Source organism: Thiocystis violacea (genome assembly GCF_016583575.1).
GTDB classification, from domain to species: domain Bacteria; phylum Pseudomonadota; class Gammaproteobacteria; order Chromatiales; family Chromatiaceae; genus Thiocystis; species Thiocystis violacea.
Map to the genome: position 1 here is coordinate 39,749 of NZ_NRRG01000004.1, position 24,466 is coordinate 64,214.

The window sequence follows — 24,466 nt, forward strand, 5'->3', positions numbered from 1 at the left end:
CGTTGCGCGACAGCGAATCCTTCGGTCTTCTGGAGTGAACGGAATGAGTGATATCAGAGTCGCCATCGCTGGCGCCGGCGGACGGATGGGGCGCAACCTGGTGCAGGCGGTCACCCAGACCGAGGGCCTGCGGCTTGGCGCGGCGACCGAGCGCGCCGGCAGTTCACTGATCGGCGTTGACGCGGGCGAACTGGCCGGTGTCGGCCACTTGAACGTTCCTGTGGTGGAGGATCTGTCCTCCGTGATGGGCGCGTTCGACGTCTTCATCGACTTCACGCTCCCAGCGGTAACCATGGCCCATCTCGCCCACTGCCGCGCGGCCGGCAAGCGCATGGTGATCGGCACGACTGGACTGGACGAGAGACAGCGCGCCGCCATCGCCGAGGCCGGCGAGGAGATCGGGATCGTCTTCGCCCCCAACATGAGCGTCGGCGTGAATCTCTGCTTCAAGCTGCTGGATATCGCCGCGCGCGTTCTGGGCGACGGGGTGGATATCGAGATCATCGAGGCCCATCACCGCCACAAGGTCGATGCCCCCTCCGGCACCGCGCTGCGCATGGGCGAGGTCATCGCCGAGGCGCTCGGACGGGATCTCAAGGAGGTGGCCGTCTATGGCCGGGAAGGTCACACGGGCGAGCGCGAGCGTCGGACGATCGGCTTCGAGACCATCCGCGCGGGCGATGTCGTGGGCGAGCACAGCGTCTGGTTCGCCGCCGATGGCGAGCGGATCGAGATCGCCCACAAGGCGTCCAGTCGCATGACCTTCGCGCTCGGGGCCGCGCGCGCCGCGGCCTGGATCGCCGCGCGGGAGCGCGGCCAGTTCGACATGCAGGACGTCCTGGGACTGCGCGCCTACTGAGCGCCGCGCTTTCGGCGATCCGCCTGGGTCGGGGGTGCGACCATAACCGATACCTGGCTGGGGTAAGCGGGAGCGAGCCCCGAATTTGTATCCCGAACATCGGAGCGTACCAGGGTTCAACACGGGACATCCGCGGGACGGGGAGGTTGGAGGCGGTATCGACGCCATGTCCTGACCGTCGACATGAGCCCCGGCGGCTATCTGGATTCGGCCGAGGGATCCAGCCGGATGGGCTCCAGCAGACGCGACTCGAAGTCGGTCAGCACGCTGAACTCGACGCGCCGGGAGGCCGCCGGGTTCTCCCGGCCCTGGTCGTCGTGGACCGGTCGCGAGGAGGAGAGTCCGACCGCCGCGACTCGCCGGCTGAACCAGTCCTTGTCTTGTAGCCCCGCGAGTCCGTAGGCGAAGCGCAGAACGGCCTGGGTACGTTGCTGGCTCAGTTCCATGTTGAGGAAGTAGGCATCCAGTGGGGGTGTGCCGCTGTTCCATTCGCTGGAGGTATGACCCTCGATGCGGACCTCGCGAATCACGTCCTGGAAGGGCGTGAGCTGGGCCACGTAGCGCGGCAGGAAGTCGCTCAGGATCGCCTCGAATTCCGGCTTGATGCGCGCGGAGTTGCGGTCGAAGAGGACATCGGGTTCACGAAAGCGCAGCGTCAGCGTGGGCCGGTCGAGTTCAGCGTTCCAGCGCTCGAGATCCTCCCGAAATTCCTCGTCGAGCGCCCGGTAAATGGACTGCCGGTACTCGACCGCGCTCGTCCGCACCTCGGTCTCCACTTCATAGGTGCGCTCGACCTGAACCATATACAGCAGGGCCAGAAACAGGAAGATCATCATCAGGGAGGACATGAGATCGGACAAGGCCACCCAATGGAAATCGTCTTCCTGATGGGCCGGCTTGGGACTGGGGCGGGTCGTCATGGCGTTCATGAGCGCGCCACCACCGAGAGCTCGGGATGAGTCGCTTCGTGATGCCGATTGGTCGCCCCGTATTGGCCGAGGTGTTGTTGTGTGGCGAATGCCGAGAGAACCGCGTTCTCGATGCTCTCCAGCATGACTTTCAGGCGGTTATCGATGGCTGGAAAGGCTTCGTTGGCCCGGTCGCGGAGTTCCGCGATGCCGCCGAGCAGCGCCTCTAGCTCGATGCTTTCCCGCCGCAGGCTGACCATGGTTGATTCCTGATCCTCGATGTAGCGTGAGATCTGCCGTGCCTGCTGGGTCAGGGCTTGGAGACTTGCCTCGGACTGAGTCACGCCCGCGATGGCGTGGTCGATCTGTTGGCTGAGTGTCTCCATGTGCTCGCGGTATTGATCCTGCCAACGCACCAATTTTTCTACCGAGGCGTCGAGACGACGGAAGTTCTCGCCGAACTGCTCGCCCAAGTTGCTGTTGAAGTCGCGGATCACCGACTCGAGCGCGGCGATTAGTTGGCGCGATCCCATCTCGCTGAGCTGATCGGCGAAATCCCTGAAGGCCGCGAGCTGTTGCTCATGCTGTCGCTCAAGGGTCTGAACCAGGCGAGCGTCCATCCGCGCGATCTGCTCGACCAGTTGCCGGGTCGCCGCCAATTGTGCGTCCGCCACCTCCGCCTGGCGATCGCCGAGCGTTGTCGGAGTGTTGGCGTCGGTCAGCGATGAAGCGCCAGACGGTTGGAAGCCCGACGTCCTCTCGACGCCCAGCACCAGCACGAGACGTAAACAAACCGCGAGCAAGATTCCGGCGATGCTGCTGGCGAAGGCAAGCTTGAGCCCGCCTAGCAGCATCGGAATGCTGGCTTCGATGTCACCGACATCGAAGTGCAGCAGACCGGTGGATATTCCCAGAAAGGTTCCGAGGATTCCAAAGGTCGTGAGCAGTGTCGGAACGCTTCGGGTATAGGCCGCCGCGCGACCGCGCGCGATGAGGATCAGGGCGCTCGCGAACAGCGACAGAAGGATGGCGGTAAAGACGCCGATGACCATCATCGCGTTGTCTAGGCGACTCAGGGTTCCAAGCAGACCGCCCGCGATCAATTCGAACATGACAACCTTCCGCTCGTCTGTGTCGGGATGCCCACGGGTAACCGGGGGCGCTCACGTCAGACGGAAGCATAATTCAGGCCAACGCTATTCTCGGCGAGGCGGAACAATGGGTTGCGGCCTTGTGCTTGGGGCGCCAGGCCCCTGTTGCCACTCATCGTTCGCTGGTTCGTCAATATCCCGACGGATGGGGGCGGACGGCGATCAAGGGGACCGAACCTACGGTGATTTCGGCTTGGCCAGCTCCTTCTCGATGGTGGTCTCCTCATGGATCGTTGCATCCGTCTTCTTGTTCATGACGATGATGCTGATGCGCCGATTGATCGGGTTGTTGGGGTCGCTCTGATCGAATGGAACCGTATCCGCGAATCCAACCACTCGGCCGATCTTCCCTTCCTGCATTCCGCCCGCCAACAGCGCGCGTCGGGCGGAATTCGCGCGTTCGGTCGACAACTCCCAATTGCTGAAACCACCACGCGCCAGTGGACGCGCGTCCGTGTGACCGGTCAGGCTGATGCGGTTGGGAACCTGGTTGATCATGGTGCCCAGCTCCTTGAGGATGGCGGCCGTATAGCTCTTGAGTTGCGTGCTGCCGGAATCGAACATGGAGCGGTTCTCCTTGTCGACGATCTGAATGCGCAGACCCTCCGACACGATATCGATCAGGAGTTGTTCCTTATAAGGAATCAGTGTTTCGCTTTGCTCCAGCGCTTTTTCCAGAAGCTCCTTCAGTGACTCCAGACGCTCCTGATCCTGAGCGGCCGCCATCTCCTCGAGTTGTTCCTGGTCCAGGGTCGTCGGCTGTGGTGCCTCGGGGGCCATGTCGACGGCGCCGTCGAACTGGATGATGGCGGGCTTCGAGCCGGTTCCCTCGCCCTCGTTCTGGGATGGCGAGGCGCTGACGCCATCGAAGGCCGAGGGATTATTGAAATACTCCGAGATGGCCGCCTTCTGCTCCTTGGTCGTGGATCCCAGGATCCAGAGCAACATGAAAAACGCCATCATCGCGGTGGCGAAATCGGCGAAGGCGATCTTCCAGGCACCACCATGGTGGCCACCCGACTTGAACACCTTTTTGATGATGATGGGTTGTTTGTTGGTGTCGATCGCCATGGCGATGGTCTCCTACTTACTGCCCTTGAGATGCTGTTCCAATTCGCTGAAGCTGGGGCGGAAGTCGGAGGACATGGTCTTGCGGCCGAACTCGACCGACACCTGTGGGCTGTAACCTTGGATGTTGGCGAGGATGCAAGCCTTGATACAGGAGAGATAGCGGGTCTCGTCGGCTGCGTAGCGCTCCAGCATGGTGGAGATCGGGCTGACGAAACCGTAGGCGATCAGGATACCGCTGAGGGTTCCGACCAAGGCGGCGGCGACCAGGGTGCCGAGTTCCTCCATCGGACCACCCAAGGCCCCCATGGTGTGGACGATGCCAAGGACGGCGGCGACGATGCCGAAGGCGGGCAGGCCATCGCCGACACGTTGCACGGCATGCGCGGTCGCCTCGGCCTCGTGATGATGGGTGTTCAGTTCGATGTCCATGAGGTTGTCCAGCTCGAACGGATTCATGTTGCCGCTGACCACGAGCCGCATGTAGTCGGAGATGAAGTCGCAGGCATGATGGTCCTTCACGAGTCGCGGATATTTTTGGAACAAGGCGCTGCTTGAGGGATCCTCGATATCGCCCTCGATGCCCATGAGACCTTCCTTGCGCGCCTTGTTGAAAAGGTCGTACATGAAGCCCAGGGCATCCAGGTAATCGGCTTTTTTGTATTTGGAGCCGGTGAAGAGGCTGGGGATGGACTTCAGCGACTTCATGACGACGCTCATGGGATTGGCGATGATGAAACCACCCAAGGCCGCGCCGAGGATGATGACCAGCTCGAAGGGCTGCCAGAGAGCCGCGATATGGCCACCCCCGGCGGCGAATCCGCCGAGGACCGACGCGAAGACGATGATCGAGCCCAGGATCATATTCACGTGATTGGTTCCGGGTGTGTCTGTCGGGAGCGCACGGGATCCCTGTCCCGGAACCCAAACGCCCTGCCTTGAAAGGAGATTGCCGCCGTTGCCGTCCTAGGTCGGGCGCCTCTGCGATCGCCGCACTCGCGTACTCGGCCGGCAACTCAGTGGGAGTCTCCCGCGATTGGCTGTGACGGTCGCTTTCGTTGCCCTATAGTAGCATCGGCCGATCCGCTTCTAGCAATTGGCGGATCGAGGGGTTTTGTGATCGAGGCTAACGAGGAAGGAGGCCCGGCGAGGGTGCAAACGACCTGGTGGACGACCGCGATGGCCGAGGCGAGGCCGGAGGAGATGCCGATACTCGCTCACACGCGCCAAGAGCTGGCGGGTTTGCTGGCGGACGAGCGCGCGCCGCGGCGCTGGATTGGTCTGGCCGTGATGAGCGACCCTGCATTGGCGCTGCGCGTGCTTCAGCGCGCCAACGCGGTCAAGCATCGACATTTCAGGGTCGAGCTGTCCTCGCTGGAGGACGCGGCTCAGATGCTGGGTACCCAGACGCTCGCGCGAATGGCGGGCGAGGCCGACCTGGCCGAGGATGTGCTCCCGCCCGAGCGCCTGGCCGCGTACCGGCGGGGCTCCGGGCGGGCCTTGCTCGGCGCGCTCCTGGCGTTGGACTGGGCGGAGCTCGACCGCGATCGCTTCCCGACCGAGGTCAGTCTCGCGGCCCTGCTGAACAACCTGGGCGAGCTGTTCCTGCTCGCGCATGGCGACGCCCGGATCAAACGCTATCTGGAGTTGGTGGATAGCGCCCGGGTCTATCCGAACGAGGCCGAATATGTCGCGCTCGGGGAGAGCCTGGAGGATCTGGGTCTGGGCTTGGCGACCCAGTGGGGGCTGCCGGAAATGGTGCGCGAGTCGATGCGTACCCGCAATGCCCGCCACACCAGGACGCTGTGCGTGATGCTGGCGACCCAGGTGGCCAGTCATGCCTGCTCCGGCTGGCGCCATCCCAGCCAGCCCGCCGACCTCCGTCTGGCCGCCCGCCTGCTCGACCTGGATATCTCGACCCTGGTGGATCGCATCAATGGCGTGCTCGGGGAATTCAACCGCCGGGCACTCGACTATGGTTTGAGCCCCCTGGCGGCCCTGTCCGGCGAGACCGAGGGCGAGGATCTGGACGGATCCCGCCTGCCACGGTTCTGTCTGGCGCCACGACAGGATGACTACCAGGTCGCGAGCCTGGCCCTCCAGTCGGAGCGGACGCTGGATCGCGAGGTCGTCATCAAGATCCTGCTGCGAGGACTGCACCGGGGGCTGGGGCTGAATCGCGTGGTGTTCGCGGCCTACGATCCAGAGGCCGGGGTCTTGACGGCCGAGCATCTGGTCGGGACGGATTTCGAGCCCGGCTTCAACCGTTTCCGCCTGGCACTGGATCAGAGCGGGCTCTTTGGCCGTCTGCGCGAGGCGCCCTTCGAACTCTGGCTCAATGACGAGAACCGCGCCGAACTCCTTGCGCGCGTCCCGAGTCCCGTCAAGGATCTGACGGGTGTCGATGGTTTTTTCGCCAGGTCGCTCTGGGTCGGCGGGCATCCGATCGGCCTGGTCTATGCCGACCGGCGAGCCGCGAACTGCGCGCTGGACGCGCGCGGCTATCAGGGCTTTCTGCGACTGATCGCCGAGGCCGAAAGCGCTTTGGAAACACTCCGTCAGCCAGGGCGCGGGTCGACCGGAGATCGCCCCTAGCGCTCGCCGCGGGCCTCGCGGCGGCGAATCGTCGTGAGCGCGTTGTCGACGGCGCGCATGACCTCCTGGTTCATCGCCTCCCGATCCGCGTCACCGAGATGGGACGAGAGGTCGACCGTGTGGCGCACGTATCTGGGCGGAAGCGCATTGAGCGTCAGGCAGGCGAGATCCTCGACGAAGTCGCCGTCGGCGGCTTCCTCGCTCTCGCCCAGGGTGTCCTGAATGCATTCCATGACGAGGCGTTCGTAGTAATTCTTGATATTCGAGGGCATGGTTTAATCCGAGCGGCCGTTGTTTTCGCGTGATCTTAGCAGTAGAGCGCGATCCGGTGGCGAACGGCTTTTCCGGTGCCTCCGAAGCGGTTAGGATCGAGCCCGCTCATTTCTCGGCCAACGGCCAGGTGGATCATGATCGTGGATGACTGGCGGGACGTGCTCGGCGAGGGGCTCGTCGTTCATCTGGAATTGCCGATCGCGCCGAGCGACCGGATTCCCACCACCCATGAGGCCGCCGCGCGCCTGCTCGACGCGGTCGCCGTTCTCGAGGACGGATCCCAGGGATACGCCAAGGAAGAGCCGCCGTCCCCGGAGTTGCAGCGGCTTGAATCGAAGATTGATCTCCTGACGGATCTGGTCTCTTTTTTGCTTTCGGATAGAATCCCGCGACGCGCCTGGGTCTGGATCAGCGGCGAGGGTCTGGTGCTGCCGGCCTCGCTGACGCGACCTGGGGCCAACCGTATCGAACTCTATCCCAGTCAGTGGTTGGCGCGACCCTTGGTGCTCGAACTGGGTGAGTGGGTCCACCGCGATGATCTGGCCGGGGCCATCTGGCGTTCGCCGGACCCCCTGTTCCGGGAGGCCCTGGGGCGTTGGGTGTTTCGCCTGCATCGGCGCGAAGTCGCGCGACGCCGGATGAGCGGGGAGGGGCCGCGCGGCGAGACCAAGGTTTCCGCCAGGCGAGCGGCGGATCCGTTCAGGGATTTCGATGGAAGAGAGGGGAAACCGCTCAGGTGACGAGAATCGGTCTCTACGGCGAGGCATCCGCGCGGCTCGCGACGCGACATATCCTGGAGTTCCTGGGGTGCGATGTGCGCGATCTGAGCGCCATCGACCAGGCGTCGACCGCGGAGGTGTCGCTGCTCTGGGTGTGCGATACGGCGGCCGGACTCGACCGGACGCTCGCTCGACTAGCGTCGGACTGGCGGTTGCCGGTGGTGTGTCAAGCCCTTGACGGCGGTCCGATTCGCTCCGAGGGGCGCGCCTTCGTCGCCGCCTCGCCACTCTCGCCCGGTACGGTGATCCAGATCCTCCAGCGGCTCCAGTTCCTGGCGACCTCCGAGCCTCCGTTGGGCGTCGATCTGGTGGGGCGCCACCCTGGAATGCTGGCGGTCAAGCGACTGATCGCCCAGGTCGCCAAGACCGACGCGACCGTCCTCATCCTGGGCGAGACGGGCTCCGGCAAGGAGGTGGTGGCGCGCGCGATCCATGACGCCTCCCATCGCTCCGACAAGCCGTTCGTCGCCGTGAACTGCGGCGCGATTCCGGCCGAGCTTCTGGAGAGCGAGCTGTTCGGCCATGAAAAAGGCGCCTTCACGGGCGCCTTCACCGCGCGGGCGGGGCGCTTCGAGCTGGCCGGCGACGGTGTGCTCTTTCTCGACGAGATCGGCGACATGCCGCTGCCGATGCAGGTCAAGCTGCTGCGCGTACTCCAGGAGCGGACCTTCGAGCGCGTCGGCTCCAACAAGCCGATCCAGGCCAATGCCCGCATCATCTCGGCCACTCACCGCAATCTGGAAGAGGCGGTCGTGGCCGGCAACTTCCGGCAGGATCTTTTCTTCCGTCTGAACGTCTTTCCGATCGAACTGCCGTCGCTGCGCGAGCGCCAGAGCGATATTCCCCTGCTGGTCGCGACCCTGGAGGAGCGCCTGCGCGAGCAGGGCGGTCAGCCGGCCTGGCTGACGCCGGCGGTGCTGGAACACCTGGAGCGACAACCCTGGCCGGGCAACATCCGCGAGCTGGCGAATCTGCTCGAACAGCTTTCCATCATGTATCCGGAGCAGTTGGTCGATCTGGCGCAGTTGCCGACACGCTTTCGGCCGACCGACCTAGAGCCGTTTCCGATGCTCGGTGAGCGCGCGCCGGCGGGGCGGGTGGCCTGCAGGCCCGGCCAAATCCCTGGCGCCGATCTTCTGCCGCCCGAGGGTGTCGAGATGCGTGAATATCTCAATGATCTGGAGCGTCGGATGATCCTGGCCGCGCTCGAACAGAATGATCATGTCGTGGCCAGGGCCGCGCGGCGGCTTGGGATGCGGCGCACGACGCTGGTCGAGCGCATGCGCAAGTTCGGTCTGGAGCGCGACGCCAGGGACGAGGCGTCGAGCCTTTGACGTCGCTCGCCTCGCGGGGCGAGGCGGATGAATGAACCCTTGTCGTGGTCGGTCGGCGTCAATAAACCGTCGTTTCCGGAGTCGCCCCGGCCGACCCCGGACCATCGTCCTGGTCGATCCGGAGCCTTTGGCGCTCCCTGGTCCGGTGGATGGCCGCGCCCGCCCACCTTCGAGACGTCAAGTCGAGGCGCCGTGACAGGGGCCTCGCCGGTCGTGCCCTGGCGCTTGGCGCCTCCTCCCTCCGTGATGCCTTTCACAACTCGCCAATTCCGATTCCGTCGACGGCACCGAATTTGCTGGATTGAGGCATCATTATGAACGCCGCCCTTCCAATGGGCGACCCGGGCCGGGGTCGCGGGAGGACGGGCCTCGAACCCCGCGAGGCACGAGCCAGGAGATCCGGTAGACATGAGCGACATGCAGATCCAGAGCGTGCTGCATCAGATGCGAGCCCTCGCCCAGTCGGGTCGCGTCGAGGGCACGGGTCCGGTCGCCGCTGTCCAGGAGGCTCGCGGCGCGAGCGGTCAGGATTTCGCTTCCAAGCTGCGCGAGGCGGTGCGTGACGTCAACGAAGTTCAACAGGATTCGACGACCAAGCAGACGCGGTTCGAATTGGGTGACGCCAACACCAGTCTGCCGCAGGTCATGGTGGCCATGAACAAGGCGAGCATCGCCTTCGAGGCGACCAACCAGGTGCGCAATCGGCTGCTGTCGGCGTACCAGGAAGTCATGAGCATGCAGGTCTAGGTCGCCGGATAAACGGGTCATCGGAGCGAAATACCCATGGCGTCTTCTCTTACCGCCACGCTGTCCACCGGCATGCGGACCTTCACGGAAATGCCGGTCGGGCGTCAACTCGCCCTGATCGGCATGATCGCGGGCGGATTGGTGGCGGCGGCGGCCATTATCTTTTGGGCGCTCAAGCCAACCTACGCGCCGCTCTTCGCTCAGGTCGACAGTGCCGAGGCCGCCGAGATGATGCAGGCTCTCGACCAGTTGGCCGTGCCCTACAAGATCGACAACATCAGTGGCCGGATCGAGATCCCGCAGCAGATGATCGCGGAGACCCGTCTGCTGCTCGCCGGTCAGGGCCTGCCCAAGTCGGCCGATATCGGCTTCGAGCTGCTCCAGCAGGATGCCGGTTTCGGGACCAGCCGTCTGATGGAGGGCGCTCGGTTTCAGCGCGCGCTCGAGGGCGAGCTTGGGCGTTCGATCGCGGCCCTGGATCCGGTCGAGCGGGCGCGGGTGCATATCGCCAAGGCCGAACGCTCGGTGTTCGTGCGCGAGCGGACCCCGCCGACCGCTTCGGTCGTGGTCCATCTCAAGGGCAATCGGAGTCTGACGGACAAGCAGGTCGGCGCGATCGTGCATCTGGTGTCCTCCAGCGTGCCCGAGTTGACGCCCGATCATGTTACCGTCGTCGATCAGTCGGGCCGTCTCCTGACCAGCGACGGCGAGGACAAGACCGACCGGCTCAGCCTGGATCATCTCGACTACGCCCACCGAGTCGAGTCCAGGTACGTGGATCGCGTGCAAGCTCTGCTGACGCCCATCGTGGGTCGCGATCGGATGCGTGTCCAGGTCGCCGCGGATCTCGATTTCTCGCGCGTCGAGCGGACCCAGGAGACCTTCGACCCGGATCGCACCGCGATTCGCTCCGAGCAGACCAACGAGGAAGAGCGCATCGGCGCCGATCCAGCGGCGGGCGGCATCCCCGGCGCCCTGACCAATCAGCCGCCGGCGGGTGGGGCGGTCGGCGCACCGCCGCCGGCGGCGGCGGGAACCGCCACCGTTCCGAGTAGCCGAAGTCAACAGGCGACCCGCAACTACGAGGTCGATCGAACCATCGCCCACACCCAGGAGACGCCCGGTGGCGTGCGTCGCCTGACCGCGGCGGTCGTCGTCGACTATCAGGATCAGGTCAACGACGCGGGCGAGCCGGTGCGTGTCCCGCGCTCCGAGGCGGAAATGGAGACCATTCGGGAACTGGTGCGCGAGGCGATCGGTTTCAGCGAGACGCGCGGAGATTCACTGAGGGTCAGCTCGGCCTCCTTCGTCCCGGATGTCTTGACCGATGAAGACATTCCCATCTGGACCCAGCCCTGGTTCCTGGATCTGGTGAAGGTGGTGGGTGGCTTCCTGATGGCGCTCATCGTCCTGCTGGTCGTCGTCAAGCCCGCCCTGGCGCAGCTCGCGCCCAAGCCGGAAATACCCGAGGAGCCGGCGGCGCTGGAGGATGGCGAGGAACGTCCGGCCTTGACAGATGAGTCCGGGTCCGACGGGGAAGGAGAGGATCTGGTGGCCCTGAGTCACCAGCCCTCGGCGATGGCCTCGCTGATGGGACCCAAGGGACCAGATCAGCAGCAGCTTGACCTGGACGCGGTGCGCGAGATGGTCAGGGAGGATCCGAAACGGGTCGCGCAAGTCATGAAGTCATGGTTGGCGGAAGATGGCAACTGAAACCAAGAAATTCACCGGTTCCGAACGCGCGGCCATCTTCATGATGTGCCTCGGCGAGGAGGCCGCCGCCGAGATTCTCCGGCATATGGGACCCAAGGAGGTCCAGAAGATCGGTGGCGCCATGGCCTCGCTCGAGCGGGTGTCGCGCAGCGATATCGATCAGGTGCTGCTGGAGTTCTCCGAGGTGGTCCAGGACCAGACCTCGCTCGGTATCGGCGCCGACGACTATGTCCGCAATGTCCTGCGCTCGGCGCTCGGAGACGAGAAGGCCGCGGGGCTCATCGACCGCATCCTGCTCGGGCGCAACTCCAAGGGGCTGGAGGCGCTCAAGTGGCTCGATCCTCGGGCGATCGCCGAGATGATCCGCCACGAGCATCCGCAGATCGTGGCCATCGTGCTTTCCCATCTGGATCCCGATCAGTCGGCCGAGACCCTGTCGCATCTGCCGGATCGGATGCAATCGGACCTCATCCTGCGCATCGCGACCCTGGATGGCGTGCAGCCGGCCGCCCTGCAGGAACTCGACGAGATCCTGGAGCGTCAGTTGTCCGGCAAGAATACCGCCAAGTCCTCGATGATCGGCGGCGTTCAGACCGCCGCCAGCATCCTCAATTACATGGAGTCCGCCCGCGAGTCGTCGATCATGGATGGCGTCAGCCAGGTCGACGAGGATCTCGGCGTGCGGATCCAGGAATTGATGTTCGTCTTCGGCAATCTGGTGGATGTCGACGATCGCGGGATTCAGACGCTCATGCGCGAGATCACGACCGAATCGCTGGTCCTGGCCCTGAAGGGCGCCGAGGATGAGCTGAAGGATAAGATCTTCAGGAACATGTCCAAGCGCGCCGCCGAGATGCTGAGGGACGATCTGGAGACCAAGGGGCCGGTGCGCATCAGCGACGTCGAGGCTGCTCAGAAGGAAATCCTCGCCGTGGCGCGGCGCCTGGCCGACAGTGGTGAGATCGTCCTCGGCGGCAAGGGCGGAGAGGCGATGCTGTGACTTCCTTCGACGCCATGCCGTTCGCGCTCGGTGGATCGGAAATCCAGCGTTGGATGCCGCCCGATGTGGCCCTGGATTCCGCGACTCCGCCCCAACCCGAGGGCGGCACGCTATCGCCCGAGGAGTTGGCGGCCATCACGGAAACCGCCCGGCAGACGGGCGCCGAGGCCGGATTTCGGGCGGGCTATCAAACGGGCTACCAGGAGGGGCTGGAACTGGCGGCCAGGGAGGCGGCGGCCGAACGGCAGGAACGCGAGCGACGTGAGCAGGAATGGCGCGCGCACGAGGAAAGCACACTGCGCGCGACGGTCGGATCGCTCGTGGGGATCGCCCGTGAATTCGCCGATCCTCTGGCGAATTCCGCGGATGCCCTGGAGCCCGAACTGCTGGCGCTGGTGTCGGCCCTGGCCCGGCGCGTGGTGCTGGCCGAGCTGGCCACCCGTCCGGAGTTGATCGAGCAGGTGCTCCAGTCGGCGCTTGGGCAGCTTCCCTCCCGCAATCATGGAGTGCGTGTCGAGGTTCATCCGGACGACCAGCGGATTCTGGAAATCTATGCCAGCGCGCATGGCGAGACGGTCACCTGGATCGCGAATCCGGATCTGGAGCCGGGCGGCTGCATCCTCGTCAGTGGCCCAAGCCGTATCGATGCGAGCCTGGAGGTCAGACTGCGCCAGGGCATCGAGGCCATCTGGGGCGAACTGACGCGACCCGAGCCCGAGCCCGAACCCGAACTTAGTCCAGTGCTTGTCGAGACTTCGCCCGTCTTCGAGCCGCGAGCCGAGGTGGATCAGGAAGATCAGGATCAGGATGGGGATGAGCCATCCGGGTTGATCGAGTCGCCGACGGAGGTGTCCGTGCCGAGCGAGGAGGAGGCGGCCGAGTCCCTGGCGAGCCACCGGGAGATCCCAACGACGAGTCCAGTGGAGCCCGGTTCATGAGCGACCTCATCGAGGATCTGAAGCATCAGGGTTCCCAGCAGCTCGTCACGGGTCTGCGCGATCGGCTGGCACGCTCGCGCCAGCGGATCGATGAGACGCTCCCGCCCCAGCCCGAGGGCCGGCTCTCGCGCATGGTCGGCATGACGCTGGAGGCCGAGGGGATCCGGCTGCCGGTCGGTGGCCGCGCGCTCATCCATACCGCCAACGGCAAGCGTTTGGGCGCCGAGGTGGTCGGCTTCCAGGGCGAGCGAACCTTTCTCATGCCCGAGGGTCGGCTGGAGGGCCTGATTCCAGGTGCGCGGATCGAGCCGCTGGAGCAGAGTCGACGCATTCCGGTCGGTCCCGAGCTGCTGGGGCGTGTCATCGACGCGCTCGGCAAGCCGCTCGATGACGGCGGTCCGATCCGCACCCAGGAGATGGTCCCGATCGAGGGACGCCCGATCAATCCACTGACGCGCACCCCGGTGGTCGAGCCGCTCGACGTGGGCATTCGCGCGCTCAACGGGTTGCTGTCGGTCGGACGGGGTCAACGTATCGGTCTGTTCGCCGGCAGCGGCGTGGGCAAGAGCGTACTGCTCGGCATGATGACCCGCCATACCGAGGCGGACGTGATCATCGTGGGTCTGATCGGCGAACGCGGACGCGAGGTGAATGAATTCATCCACGACATCCTCGACGTCGAGTCGCGCCGACGCACCGTGGTGGTGGCGGTTCCGGCCGATCAATCACCCCTGCTGCGTCAGCACGGCGCCTGGGTCGCGACCACCGTGGCCGAGTATTTCCGTGATCGCGGACTCAATGTCCTGCTGCTGATGGATTCGCTGACCCGTTTCGCCCAGGGCGCGCGCGAGATCGCCATGGCGATCGGCGAGCCGCCGGCGACCAAGGGTTACTCGGCCTCGGTGTTCGCGCGACTTCCGCAACTGGTGGAACGTGCCGGTAATGGCGATAAGGGTGGCGGTTCCATCACGGCCTTCTACACCGTGCTCGCCGAGGGCGACGATCAGAACGATCCCATCGTCGATTCGGCCCGTGCCATCCTCGACGGCCATGTGGTGCTCTCGCGCGAGATCGCCGAGACCGGCCGCTATCCCGCGATCGATGTCGGGGCCTCGGTCTCGCGCGTCATGAGCGCGGTAGTGACGCCGGAGCATCAGAAGGCCGCTTATCGCTTTCGCAATCTGATGTCGACCTACGCGCGCAACCGCGACCTGATCGCGGTCGGCGCCTATCGCAAGGGTTCGGATCCCCAGTTGGACGAGGCTGTGGCCATCAACCCGCGTCTGGAAGCCTATCTGGGCCAGGACCGGCGCGAGGCCGCCAGTTTCGAATCCTCGCGCGATCAATTGTTCAACCTGCTGAATCTTCAGCCAGGCCACGGGAGAGGCTAGGGGTCATGAGCGTGAAACGTTTCCAGCGGTTGCTGTTGCTGCGTGAGGCCCAGGAGAACGAGGCCGCCGTGGTGCTGGGTGGGCGGCTGGCCGAGCTCAACCGGGCCGAGCAGCAGCGCGAACAGCTCACGGAGTATCAGGGGGTCTATCTCAATGCCCTGGTCCCGAACGACGCCCGTTTGATGAAGCAGCTCTCACTGATGCATCAGCAATTGCGCGAGGCCCTGCAACAGCAGGAACTGCGGGTCGCGGCAGCCCAGAGTCAGGTCGATCAGGCACGCGAGATCTGGATGGAGCGCCACCAGGCCAGTCTCTCGCTGGGTAAGCTGATCGAGCGGCGACGGCGGCTCGATGCCGTCGTGGACAATCGCCGGCAACAGCGCGAACAGGATATGTGGGCCACCCGCAAGGCCTTTCAGCGCGACCAGGACGCCGGTTTTTCGTCGGCCGACGAGGGAGGATCGAGATGATGCAAGCGAACCCCGTGCAAGCCACCCTGTCGGGTCTTCTGTCCCAGTTGTTGAGCGGCGGGACGGTCGAGGCCGGTGTGCTGGAATCGGTCGAGGGCGGTGATTTCGTCGAGTCGATGGCCGGCCAGCTCAAGGCCCTGATGATCCAGTGGGGCGAGGATCCGGACACGGTCGCGGCGATCGACAACGGGGCGCTGCTGAGTCAGTTTCTCGCGCTCGTGCAAGGGCAGGCGGTTCCGCTCGATGGCCATGTCCCGCTCGGGTTGGGCGTCATGGATGACAGCCTGACGACGCTCGCGGGAAGCCGGGACGGCTCCGAGACGGATGCCGCCATTGACGAGACGGGCGATCGAACGAGCGGTTCACTCTGTTCCTTGCCATCCTTCGTCCTGGAGCAGTTGGCCGTATCGAACCAACTCGGCCGCGCGGATGCCCCGGCGTCGGGGTCGTCTTCGCTCGCCGATGGGTCGCGAGGGCTCGTAACCAACAGGTTCGACGCCGCCCTGGCCGCCGAGTGGTCGCCGATCAGTCCCGAGGGTCTCTCGGAACCGGCCGCCGGATCGGCGGGAGCGGTTGGCGGCTTGACGGCCCTTCGACCGTGGCCGCAAGGACTCGTCACGAACAGGTTCGATGCCGCCCTGGCCGCCGAGGGGTCGCCGATCGGTCCCGAGGGTCTCTCGGAACCGGCCGCTGGATCGGCTGGCTCTGACGGCTCCCTGGGCTTGGAGATCATGGCCGCGGGGACGAGCGACGGCGACGAGGCGCTGGCGTCCTGGATCCTGAAATCGGTTCCCTCGGTTCTTGCGCCCGAGTTGGGCATGGGCTCATCCTCCGAGCCGACGGGCACGCTGGATAGGCTCTCGGCCCAGGATGGGGGGACGTCGATCCGCGATTCGCTGCTGGCCTTCCTGATGAAAGGCGAGGTCCGGACGGGCCAGTCGGATGAGTCGGATCCGCTGTCGGATTCGCTGAACCCATCCCCCGAGCTTGGTCTCGCCGGCTCGGCACGGATCGCTCCCGCCGCGGTCGACTCCCCATCGGGTGGGGTCTCTGCCCGCTCCCTGGATCTGAGCGAATTGCTTCGACCCGGCGGCGAGACGCGCCTGGCGGAGCAACTGAAGTGGTTCCTGCGTGGCGGTGTCGAAGCGGCGGAAATGAAGCTGCATCCACCCAGTCTGGGGGCGTTGGACGTGCGGGTCTCCATGGACGGGGACCGGACCCAGGTTCAGTTCGTCTCTTCCCATCCAATCGTTCGGGAGGTGCTCGAGGCGGCCTTGCCCCGACTTCGCGAGGCGCTTGAGCGCGACGGGCTCTCGCTGGGCAACGTGTCGGTGTCGGATCGAAGCGCGGAAGGACGCGACGGGACGGATCGTGAGGCGCCGACGGGGAGGGGACACTGGCCGGCCGACACCGAGGAAGGCGGGCTCGAGGAGCCCGTCGGCTCGGTCGTCGACAGCACGCTGTCGGCGCTTGCGCGGCGACTCGATTTGTACATTTGATCCTGTATACATTCGATCCTGAATTCGGCAATCCTGGATTCACGGATCCCGACATTGGCGGCTGGTGCCGCGAGGATGAAACATGGCGGATAAGAAAAAAGCCGTAAAGACCGAAGCCGCGCCCGGAGAAAAGGCCCCGAGCAACAAACTGAAGTGGATCTTGTTAGGCTTGATCCTCTTGCTGGTGCTTGGGGGCGGGGGAGGCGCGGCCTATTATTTTCTGATCCACAAGGCCGCCGATCCGGCCGAGGAGACGAGTGGCGAGGCGACCGAGGCCGAGGCGGAAGCCCCAGCCCATGCCCCGGCCCATGCCCCGGCCATCCCCGCGCAGGCGCCACTCATCTACCACAAGCTCGAGAACTTCACCGTCAACCTTGCCTCGCCTGGCCCCGTGCGTTTCCTGCGAACCAGCCTCAGCATCGTGACCCAGAACGAGGCCGTGATCGCGGCCCTGGACAAGCACATGCCGATGATCCGCAATGACGTTCTCGCGCTGCTGGCGTCCCAGGAATTCGCCGTCATCAATACGGCGGATGGCAAGCAGGCCTTGCGCGAGCAGTTGAAGCAGACGATCACCGGACTCCTGGTCAAATCCGGCGAGCCTTCGGCGATCCAGGATGTCCTCTTCACCGATCTGGTCATGCAATAGGTCGCCCCGTGGCCCAGCAATCCGATATTCTGAGTCAGGACGAGATCGACGCGCTGCTGCACGGGGTCGATAGCGGGGACGTGGATACGGACGCCAATCCCTTTCCCCCGGACGGACGGGCGCGCGCCTACGATTTCGCCACCCAGGACCGCATCGTCCGCGGCCGGATGCCGACGCTCGACATGATCAACGAGCGCTTCGCCCGCTATCTGCGGATCCATCTGTTCAACCTGCTGCGCCGCTCCTGCGAGATCTCGGTCATCGGCGCGCGCGTCACCAAGTTCTCCGAGTATCTGCACTCGCTCTATGTGCCGACCAGTCTGAACCTGGTGCGGGTTCCGCCGCTCCATGGAACGGCGCTGTTCGTGTTCGATCCCAAGCTGGTGTTCGGTCTGGTCGACAATTTTTTCGGTGGCGATGGGCGCTACTATTCACGCATCGAGGGACGTGACTTCACGCCCATGGAGATGCGGGTCATCAAGAATCTGCTCGACGCGGCCTTCGATGACATGCAGAAGGCCTGGGAGCCGGTGATGCATCTGGACTTCGAGTTCATCAACGCGGAGGTGAACCCGCAGTTCGCCAATATCGTGAGTCCGACCGAGATCGTCGTCATCAACGACTTCCATATCGAACTGGAGGGCGGGGGCGGCAATCTGCATGTCACCCTGCCCTATTCGATGATCGAGCCGATTCGCGAGATTCTGGACACGGGGCTTCAGTCCGACCGCAGCGGCGTGGACAAGCGCTGGCAAAGCGCGATGGAGGAAGAGATTCCGTTCGCCGAGGTTGAAATCAGTTCGATGCTGACCGAAACCACCCTGACGATCGAGCGGCTCCTCGATTTGCGCCCTGGGGATATCATCCCGGTCGTTCTGCCCGAGACGGTGCTGCTCCAGGTCGAGGACATTGCCCTCTTCCGGGGCCAGTTCGGCGTGTCCAATGGGGTCAACGCCATCAAAATCCTGGAATACATCAAGCATTAGCACGCGGCGAGAAGACTGGTCGCGATAACGATACCTATCACTGGAGCGAGGAATCCAATGGCCGAGGATCCGAACGACGGCATCGCCGATGCCTGGGCCGCCGCCCTTGAGGAACAGAAGGAGACCGAGTCCGCGGCGCACGCCCCTTCGGGCGCGCCCCGTGAGTCGGCGAGAGACGGCGCGAGCCAGGCCCGGCCCTTGCATCCCGAGGATTTCTCCGGGCTCCAGCCGGGCACCCCGTCCGACGTCAATCTCAACATGGTCCTGGACGTTCCGGTCACCATCGCGATGGAGATCGGCCGTACCCGTATTCCGATCCGCAATCTCTTGCAGTTGAATCAGGGCTCGGTGGTCGAGTTGGATCGGCTCGCCGGCGAACCCCTGGACGTCCTGGTAAACGGCACACTGATCGCCCACGGCGAGGTGGTGGTGGTCAACGAGAAATTCGGCATCCGCCTGACCGATGTCATCAGCCCGAGCGAGCGGGTGCGGAAGCTGCGGTAATGATGACTCCGCGCCCGGCATTGGCCCCCTGGGTGACTACTCTCACGTTCCTGCTGCTCGCTGGCCCACGCGCCCTGGCGGCTGAAGCGGAGTCGGCGGCGCCAGGCGCTCCCCTGGCGGCCGGTTATCTGTCTCAGTTGTTGGGTGGCCTGGTCCTGGTGATTCTGGCGATCGTCATCCTGGCCTGGTTTCTGCGACGTGTTCCAGGCATCGCCGGCCAGGGCCAGACGGCCATCCAGATCCTCGCCGTGCGCGCGATCGGGACGCGCGAGCGTCTGATGCTGGTCCAGGTCGGCGAGGAGCAAATCCTGATCGGAGTCACGGCGACCGGCGTGCGCCATCTGCACACCCTCGGGAGGCGCGTGGAACTGGCGGCGGAGGAACCCTGGCCGGGCGACTTCGCCAGTCTTCTCAAGCACTTCAAGTCGGGTGGTTCCAGGCGATGACTGGGCTGGCGCGTCAGGGGTTGCTGCTCATCGGCCTGCTTCTGCCCGGCCTGGTCGCGGCCCAGATCGGCGGGCTGAATGCCGTGACCGTCACGGCCGCGCCGGATGGTGGACAGGTGTATTCGGTCACCCTCCAGATCCTCATCCTCATGACCCTGCTGACGCTGCTGCCGTCGGCCCTCATCATGATGACCTCCTTCACCCGCATCATCATCGTCCTGGGCATTTTGCGTCAGGGCTTGGGGACGTCCCAGACGCCCTCCAATCAGATTTTGCTCGGACTGGCCTTTTTTCTGACCCTGTTCGTGATGGCGCCGATTTTGCAGGAAATCCATGACAGCGCCATCAAACCCTACATGGAGGAGAAACTCGGTACCGAGGAGGCCCTGGCCAAGGCGGTCAAGCCGCTGCGGACCTTCATGCTGGCGCAGACCCGCGAATCGGACCTGGCGCTCTTCGCCGAGATTCGGGGTCTCGATGGGTTCGACTCCCCCGATGACATTCCGCTCACTCTCCTGGTGCCGTCATTCGTGATCAGCGAGTTGAAAACCGCCTTCCAGATCGGTTTCCTGATCCTGATCCCGTTTCTGATCATCGACATGGTGGTGGCCAGCGTGCTGATGTCCATGGGTATGATGATGCTGTCGCCGATGATCATTTCGCTGCCCTTCAAGCTCATGCTGTTCGTCCTGGTCGACGGATGGTCCCTGCTGCTGGGTACCCTGGCCCGGAGCTTCTACACCTGAGGAGAATGACGATGACGCCTGAAATGGTGCTGGATATCGGCCGGGAGGCGGGCGAGGTCATCCTGCTCTTGGCCGCGCCGCCCCTGCTGACGGGGCTGATCGTGGGTCTGGCGATCAGTCTGCTGCAGGCGGCGACCCAGATCCAGGAGATGACGCTGACCTTCATCCCCAAGCTGATCGCCGTCGGCGGATCCCTGATTCTCGCCGGGCACTGGATGCTCGCGCTCATCACGGAATACATTATTCGATTGTACGAGAGCATCCCGGCTCTGATCGGTTGAGGGAATGGATGGCTTTGGCGATGGCCAGACGCTTGGGTCGGAACGGCGAAGTGACCAAGGTCGTCACGCGGGATCGGCCCGATGAATTTCGAGGCGGATGACATCCTGCGTTGGGCCAGTGCCCTGGTCTGGCCCTTCGTGCGCATCAGCGCCCTGCTGCTGGTCGCGCCGATCTTCGGTGCCCGCAACGTCAACGTGCGGGCACGGCTGGCGATGGGATTCCTGCTCGCGCTGCTGGTCGCGCCGCTTTTGCCCGAGCCGCCCGCGGTCGATCCGCTCAGTCTGGGCGGCTTCGTGGTCGTCATCCATCAGGCCTTGATCGGGATCGCCATGGGCTTCGTGCTGGTGATGGTTTTCTCGGCCATCACCCAGGCGGGCGAGGCCGTCGCCCTCTCGATGGGTCTCGGATTCGCCTCGGCCATCGATCCGGTCGGCGGCGTGCAGGTGCCCATGGTGTCTCAGTATTTCACCATCCTGGCGATCCTCATCTTTCTCGCCCTGAACGGACATCTGGTATTGATCCATCTCCTGCTGCGCAGTTTCGAGACCCTGCCGGTGGCGGCCGGGGGACTGACGCCCGACGACCTCTGGGCCATCCTGGGCTTTGGCAGCACCATGTTCGCCGGCGGCCTGCTGATCGCCCTGCCGGCGGTCGCGTCCCTGCTCCTGGTCAACCTGGCGATGGGCGTGATCACCCGCGCGGCACCCCAGCTCAATATCTTCGCCATTGGATTTCCGCTTACCCTCCTCGCCGGCTTCATGATCGTCCTGCTGACGCTGCCCAGTCTGACGACCCGTATCGGGGAGTTGCTCATGTCCGCCTTCCCGCTGATCGAGCGGCTCACGAGGGCCTGAAATGGCCGAGAACGAGAATGGCCAGGAACGCTCCGAGCAACCGACCGGCAAGCGGCTGCGCGAGTCCAGGGAAAAGGGTCAGATCGCTCGCTCGCGCGAGTTCAATACCTTCGTGATGCTGATCACGGGGGGCGCCTTCCTGCTCTTCCAGGGTGGCGGCATGGCCGAGCAATTAGCGGCCCTGGTGGTGGATGGCTGGACCCTGGAGCGGGGCCTGATCTTCGATCCAGGTCTCTTGATGCCCCATCTTCGGGATCTGATCGGGCGCGCGCTCCTCATCCTGGTGCCCTTGTTCATCGTGCTGACGGTGGTCGCGCTCCTGGGGCCGATCCTGATTGGCGGCGCCAATTTCAGCACCAAGGCGTTCGCGCCCAAGTTCTCCAAGCTGAATCCAATCACGGGGATCAAACGGGTTGTTTCCGTGCAGGGCCTGATGGAACTGGTAAAGGGATTGGGTAAGTTCTTCCTGGTCGGTATCGTCGCCGTGCTGGCGATCAAGTCGATCTGGGGTAGTCTGCTTGGTCTGGGCGAGATGCCGGTGGAACAGGCCATCGTCCAGACCGCCCACATGGCCGCCTGGCTGTTCCTTGTCGCCTCCTCGGCATTGCTGCTGGTGGCCTTGATCGATGCGCCCTTTCAGATCTGGAATCACCAGAAACAACTGCGCATGACGCTCCAGGAGATCAAGGACGAGTTTAAGGAAACCGAGGGCAAGCCCGAGGTCAAGGGTCGCATTCGCCAGATGCAGCATGAGATGTCCCGTCGCCGGATGATGGCGGAGGTGCCCAAGGCGGATGTGGTGATCACCAATCCGACCCATTACGCGGTCGCGATCAGCTATCAGCCCGCGACCATGCGCGCCCCCAGGCTCCTGGCCAAGGGCACCGACGCGGTTGCGGCGGCCATCCGCGAGCTGGCCGAGGAACATCGGATCACCCGGGTCGAGGCCCCGCGCGTGGCGCGTGCCATCTACTTCACGACCGAGCTGAATCAGGAGATCCCTGGGGGGCTGTTCGTCGCCGTCGCCCGGATCCTGGCCTACGTCTATCAGCTCAAGCGCGAGGACCAGGACGCCGAACTGCCCACCGAGCTGCCGGTTCCCGAGGAGTACCTCGATCCCCGCGCCGCGCCCCGGGGCCGGAGGTAGCGCCGATGGCCAGTCTCTCGGAGCGTTTGGCCGGAATCGGCCGAATGGGGCTCGTCACGCCCGTGGTGTTGGTGGCCTTGCTGGCGATGCTGGTGCTGCCGCTGCCGCCCTTCGTGCTCGACCTCCTCTTCACCTTCAATATCGCCCTGTCGCTGATCGTGGTCATGGTGGCCGTCTATACGCCACGGCCGGTCGATTTCGCCGCTTTTCCAACCGTGATCCTGCTGGCGACCCTGCTGCGTCTGGCGCTGAACGTGGCCTCGACCCGGGTGATCCTGCTCCACGGCGGCGACGGAACAGAGGCGGCCGGTCAGGTGATCGAGGCCTTCGGCGAATTCGTCCTCGGGGGTAATTTCGCCATCGGTCTGGTGGTCTTCACCATCCTGGTCATCATCAACTTCGTGGTGGTCACCAAGGGCGCGGGCCGGGTGTCGGAGGTGAGCGCGCGCTTCACCCTGGACGCCATGCCCGGCAAGCAGATGGCGATCGACGCCGATCTGAACGCGGGCCTGATCTCCCAGGAAGAGGCCCGCAAGCGGCGCGAGGACGTGGCCCAGGAGGCGGACTTCTACGGCTCCATGGATGGCGCCAGCAAGTTCGTGCGTGGTGACGCGGTCGCCGGCATTCTCATCCTCTTCATCAATATCCTGGGCGGCATCATCATCGGAACCACCCAGCACGGCATGACCTTCGCCGATGCCGCCGATGTCTATGTCCTGCTGAGCATCGGCGACGGACTGGTCGCTCAGCTGCCGGCGCTGCTCCTCTCGTCCGCGACCGCCATCATCGTCACCCGCACCACGACCTCCCAGGACATGGGGACGCAGGTCTTCGCGCAGATGTTTTCCAATCCGCGCGTGCTCTACATCGCGGGTGGCGTCATCGGTATCCTGGGCCTGATACCGGGGATGCCCAATCTGGTGTTCCTCGGTCTCTCCTCCATGCTCCTTGGCGCCGGCTATTCGATCGGGCGTAAACCACCCGCGCCCAGCCCGGATGTCCTGGAACGACTGCCCGATGGGTTGGAGCTGCCGGCGCCGGAGGATCGGGATCTCTCCTGGGAGGATGTGCCTCCGGTGGATCTGGTCTCGCTTGAGGTTGGTTACCGGCTGATCCCGCTGGTCGACCGCACCCAGGACGGCCAGCTCATGCCACGCATCAAGGGCATCCGACGCAAGCTCTCGCAGGAGTTCGGCTTTCTGATCCAGCCGGTGCATATCCGCGACAATCTGGAACTGGGGCCGAATCATTACCGCATCGCCCTGCTGGGCGTGACCGCCGCCGAGGCCGAGGTCTTTCCGGATCGGGATCTGGCGATCAATCCCGGACAGGTGTTCGGGACCGTGGAGGGCACCCCGACCAAGGATCCCACCTTCAATCTGGACGCGCTCTGGATCGACCCGGCCAATCGCGACTCGGCTCAGGCGGCCGGCTATACGGTGGTGGATGCCGCGACCGTGATCGCCACCCATCTCTCGCAGATCTTTCGCGAGAACGCCCATCGGCTGATCGGACACGAGGAGGTTCAGCACCTGCTCGACCAGCTTTCGCGACGTTCGCCCAAGCTGGTCGAGAATCTGCTCTCGTCCAAGTCGATCTCGCTCGGCATCGTGCTCAAGGTGCTCCAGAACCTGCTGGCGGAGCAGGTCTCGATCCGGGATCTGCGCACGATCGCCGAAATCTTGGCGGAACGCGCCCCAAAGAGTCAGGATCCCGCCACCCTGACCGCCTCGGTACGGATCGCCCTGGCTCGCTCGATCGTGCAGGATCTGGTGGGTCCGGATGACGAGCTGCCGCTCATCGCCCTGGATCCGTCACTGGAGCAACTTTTGCATAAGTCACTGCAAGGCAGTCAGGGCGAAACCATCGGTATCGAGCCCGGCCTGGCGGAGCGGGTCCAGCGCACGGTGACCGACGCCGCCCGGCGGCAGGAATCCGAGGGCGCCCCGGCGGTCCTGGTGGTGGCTCCGGAGATCCGGTCCTGGATCGCGAGCTGGTTGAGGGGAGCGGTCCGTAACCTGACGGTGCTCGCCTTTACCGAGATCCCGGACAATCGGCGCATCCGGGTCGTGGCCACCGTGGGCAAGGGTGATACCGCACAGGCGCGGGCTTGATCGAGCAACGAGG

The 24,466-nt window shown here is 64.6% G+C and carries 25 protein-coding genes; 20 read left to right on the forward strand and 5 right to left on the reverse strand.

Features of this window, described 5'->3' with window-relative positions:
• Positions 1–43: 43 nt before the first annotated feature.
• Entirely contained in the window at positions 44–859 is an 816-nt protein-coding gene (dapB, locus tag CKO27_RS03360) for a 4-hydroxy-tetrahydrodipicolinate reductase (protein WP_200373468.1), read from the forward strand.
• A 197-nt stretch (positions 860–1,056) separates the two neighbouring features.
• On the opposite strand, the gene CKO27_RS03365 is transcribed toward dapB, so the two are convergent.
• The 4 genes from CKO27_RS03365 to motA all read right to left on the reverse strand — a co-directional run bounded on the left by CKO27_RS03365 (position 1,057) and on the right by motA (position 4,856).
• Positions 1,057–1,788, reverse strand: a complete 732-nt coding sequence (locus CKO27_RS03365) for an OmpA family protein (protein WP_200373469.1) — start codon at positions 1,786–1,788, stop codon at positions 1,057–1,059.
• Complete coding sequence (locus CKO27_RS03370; RefSeq protein ID WP_200373470.1) at positions 1,785–2,879, reverse strand: hypothetical protein; 1,095 nt, start codon at positions 2,877–2,879, stop codon at positions 1,785–1,787. The genes CKO27_RS03365 and CKO27_RS03370 overlap by 4 nt, the downstream gene beginning before the upstream one ends.
• A 216-nt stretch (positions 2,880–3,095) precedes the next feature.
• Positions 3,096–3,989, reverse strand: coding sequence for a flagellar motor protein MotB (gene motB / locus CKO27_RS03375; RefSeq protein ID WP_200373471.1), 894 nt, complete (start codon positions 3,987–3,989; stop codon positions 3,096–3,098).
• Between the two features lie 12 nt (positions 3,990–4,001).
• On the reverse strand, positions 4,002–4,856 hold the full coding sequence (gene motA, locus CKO27_RS03380) for a flagellar motor stator protein MotA (protein WP_200373472.1): 855 nt from the start codon (positions 4,854–4,856) through the stop codon (positions 4,002–4,004).
• 282 nt (positions 4,857–5,138) lie between these two features.
• On the opposite strand from motA, the gene CKO27_RS03385 reads away from it, so the two are divergent.
• On the forward strand, positions 5,139–6,581 hold the full coding sequence (locus CKO27_RS03385) for an HDOD domain-containing protein (RefSeq protein WP_338115867.1): 1,443 nt from the start codon (positions 5,139–5,141) through the stop codon (positions 6,579–6,581).
• On the opposite strand, the gene CKO27_RS03390 is transcribed toward CKO27_RS03385, so the two are convergent.
• Positions 6,578–6,853: a late competence development ComFB family protein gene (locus CKO27_RS03390; RefSeq protein ID WP_200373473.1), complete on the reverse strand. Its 276-nt coding sequence runs from the start codon at positions 6,851–6,853 to the stop codon at positions 6,578–6,580. The two genes, CKO27_RS03385 and CKO27_RS03390, sit on opposite strands and share 4 nt — an antisense overlap.
• 135 nt (positions 6,854–6,988) lie before the next feature.
• Here CKO27_RS03390 and CKO27_RS03395 point away from each other — a divergent pair, with 135 nt between their 5' ends.
• The 18 genes from CKO27_RS03395 (at position 6,989) to flhA (ending at position 24,453) form a co-directional block, all read left to right on the forward strand.
• Positions 6,989–7,594, forward strand: a complete 606-nt coding sequence (locus CKO27_RS03395) for a PilZ domain-containing protein (protein WP_200373474.1) — start codon at positions 6,989–6,991, stop codon at positions 7,592–7,594.
• Positions 7,591–8,967, forward strand: a complete 1,377-nt coding sequence (locus tag CKO27_RS03400) for a sigma-54 interaction domain-containing protein (protein WP_200373475.1) — start codon at positions 7,591–7,593, stop codon at positions 8,965–8,967. The genes CKO27_RS03395 and CKO27_RS03400 overlap by 4 nt, the downstream gene beginning before the upstream one ends.
• A gap of 408 nt (positions 8,968–9,375) precedes the next feature.
• Positions 9,376–9,714: a flagellar hook-basal body complex protein FliE gene (gene fliE / locus CKO27_RS03405; protein ID WP_200373476.1), complete on the forward strand. Its 339-nt coding sequence runs from the start codon at positions 9,376–9,378 to the stop codon at positions 9,712–9,714.
• Positions 9,715–9,750: 36 nt separating this feature from the next.
• A complete protein-coding gene (fliF, locus tag CKO27_RS03410; protein WP_200373477.1) occupies positions 9,751–11,427 on the forward strand; it encodes a flagellar basal-body MS-ring/collar protein FliF in 1,677 nt (558 codons plus the stop codon).
• The gene (gene fliG, locus CKO27_RS03415) at positions 11,417–12,427 is read left to right on the forward strand and encodes a flagellar motor switch protein FliG (RefSeq protein WP_200373478.1); all 1,011 of its coding nucleotides are present in this window, start codon (positions 11,417–11,419) and stop codon (positions 12,425–12,427) included. Before fliF ends, fliG begins: the two co-directional genes overlap by 11 nt.
• Complete coding sequence (locus CKO27_RS03420) at positions 12,424–13,365, forward strand: FliH/SctL family protein (protein ID WP_338115868.1); 942 nt, start codon at positions 12,424–12,426, stop codon at positions 13,363–13,365. The genes fliG and CKO27_RS03420 overlap by 4 nt, the downstream gene beginning before the upstream one ends.
• Positions 13,362–14,756: a flagellar protein export ATPase FliI gene (gene fliI / locus CKO27_RS03425; RefSeq protein WP_200373479.1), complete on the forward strand. Its 1,395-nt coding sequence runs from the start codon at positions 13,362–13,364 to the stop codon at positions 14,754–14,756. Before CKO27_RS03420 ends, fliI begins: the two co-directional genes overlap by 4 nt.
• A gap of 5 nt (positions 14,757–14,761) precedes the next feature.
• On the forward strand, positions 14,762–15,226 hold the full coding sequence (locus CKO27_RS03430; protein ID WP_200373480.1) for a flagellar export protein FliJ: 465 nt from the start codon (positions 14,762–14,764) through the stop codon (positions 15,224–15,226).
• Complete coding sequence (locus tag CKO27_RS03435; RefSeq protein ID WP_200373481.1) at positions 15,223–16,725, forward strand: flagellar hook-length control protein FliK; 1,503 nt, start codon at positions 15,223–15,225, stop codon at positions 16,723–16,725. The genes CKO27_RS03430 and CKO27_RS03435 overlap by 4 nt, the downstream gene beginning before the upstream one ends.
• Before the next feature lie 82 nt (positions 16,726–16,807).
• Positions 16,808–17,374 carry a flagellar basal body-associated FliL family protein gene (locus CKO27_RS03440; RefSeq protein ID WP_200373482.1) on the forward strand — a complete coding sequence of 189 codons (567 nt, stop codon included), beginning with the start codon at positions 16,808–16,810 and terminating at the stop codon, positions 17,372–17,374.
• A gap of 8 nt (positions 17,375–17,382) precedes the next feature.
• A complete protein-coding gene (fliM, locus tag CKO27_RS03445) occupies positions 17,383–18,360 on the forward strand; it encodes a flagellar motor switch protein FliM (protein WP_200373483.1) in 978 nt (325 codons plus the stop codon).
• Between the two features lie 57 nt (positions 18,361–18,417).
• On the forward strand, positions 18,418–18,864 hold the full coding sequence (gene fliN, locus CKO27_RS03450) for a flagellar motor switch protein FliN (protein WP_200373484.1): 447 nt from the start codon (positions 18,418–18,420) through the stop codon (positions 18,862–18,864).
• Between the two features lie 32 nt (positions 18,865–18,896).
• Positions 18,897–19,310 carry a flagellar biosynthetic protein FliO gene (gene fliO / locus CKO27_RS03455; RefSeq protein WP_338115869.1) on the forward strand — a complete coding sequence of 138 codons (414 nt, stop codon included), beginning with the start codon at positions 18,897–18,899 and terminating at the stop codon, positions 19,308–19,310.
• Positions 19,307–20,056, forward strand: coding sequence for a flagellar type III secretion system pore protein FliP (gene fliP, locus CKO27_RS03460; RefSeq protein ID WP_200373485.1), 750 nt, complete (start codon positions 19,307–19,309; stop codon positions 20,054–20,056). The genes fliO and fliP overlap by 4 nt, the downstream gene beginning before the upstream one ends.
• Positions 20,057–20,067: 11 nt before the next feature.
• Positions 20,068–20,337 (forward strand): flagellar biosynthesis protein FliQ, encoded by a 270-nt coding sequence (gene fliQ, locus CKO27_RS03465; RefSeq protein ID WP_200373486.1) that lies wholly within the window; start codon positions 20,068–20,070, stop codon positions 20,335–20,337.
• Between the two features lie 81 nt (positions 20,338–20,418).
• Positions 20,419–21,192, forward strand: coding sequence for a flagellar biosynthetic protein FliR (gene fliR / locus CKO27_RS03470; protein ID WP_200373487.1), 774 nt, complete (start codon positions 20,419–20,421; stop codon positions 21,190–21,192).
• A 1-nt stretch (position 21,193) separates the two neighbouring features.
• Entirely contained in the window at positions 21,194–22,339 is a 1,146-nt protein-coding gene (gene flhB, locus CKO27_RS03475; RefSeq protein WP_200373488.1) for a flagellar biosynthesis protein FlhB, read from the forward strand.
• Between the two features lie 5 nt (positions 22,340–22,344).
• Positions 22,345–24,453 (forward strand): flagellar biosynthesis protein FlhA, encoded by a 2,109-nt coding sequence (gene flhA, locus CKO27_RS03480; protein WP_200373489.1) that lies wholly within the window; start codon positions 22,345–22,347, stop codon positions 24,451–24,453.
• Positions 24,454–24,466: the final 13 nt, after the last annotated feature.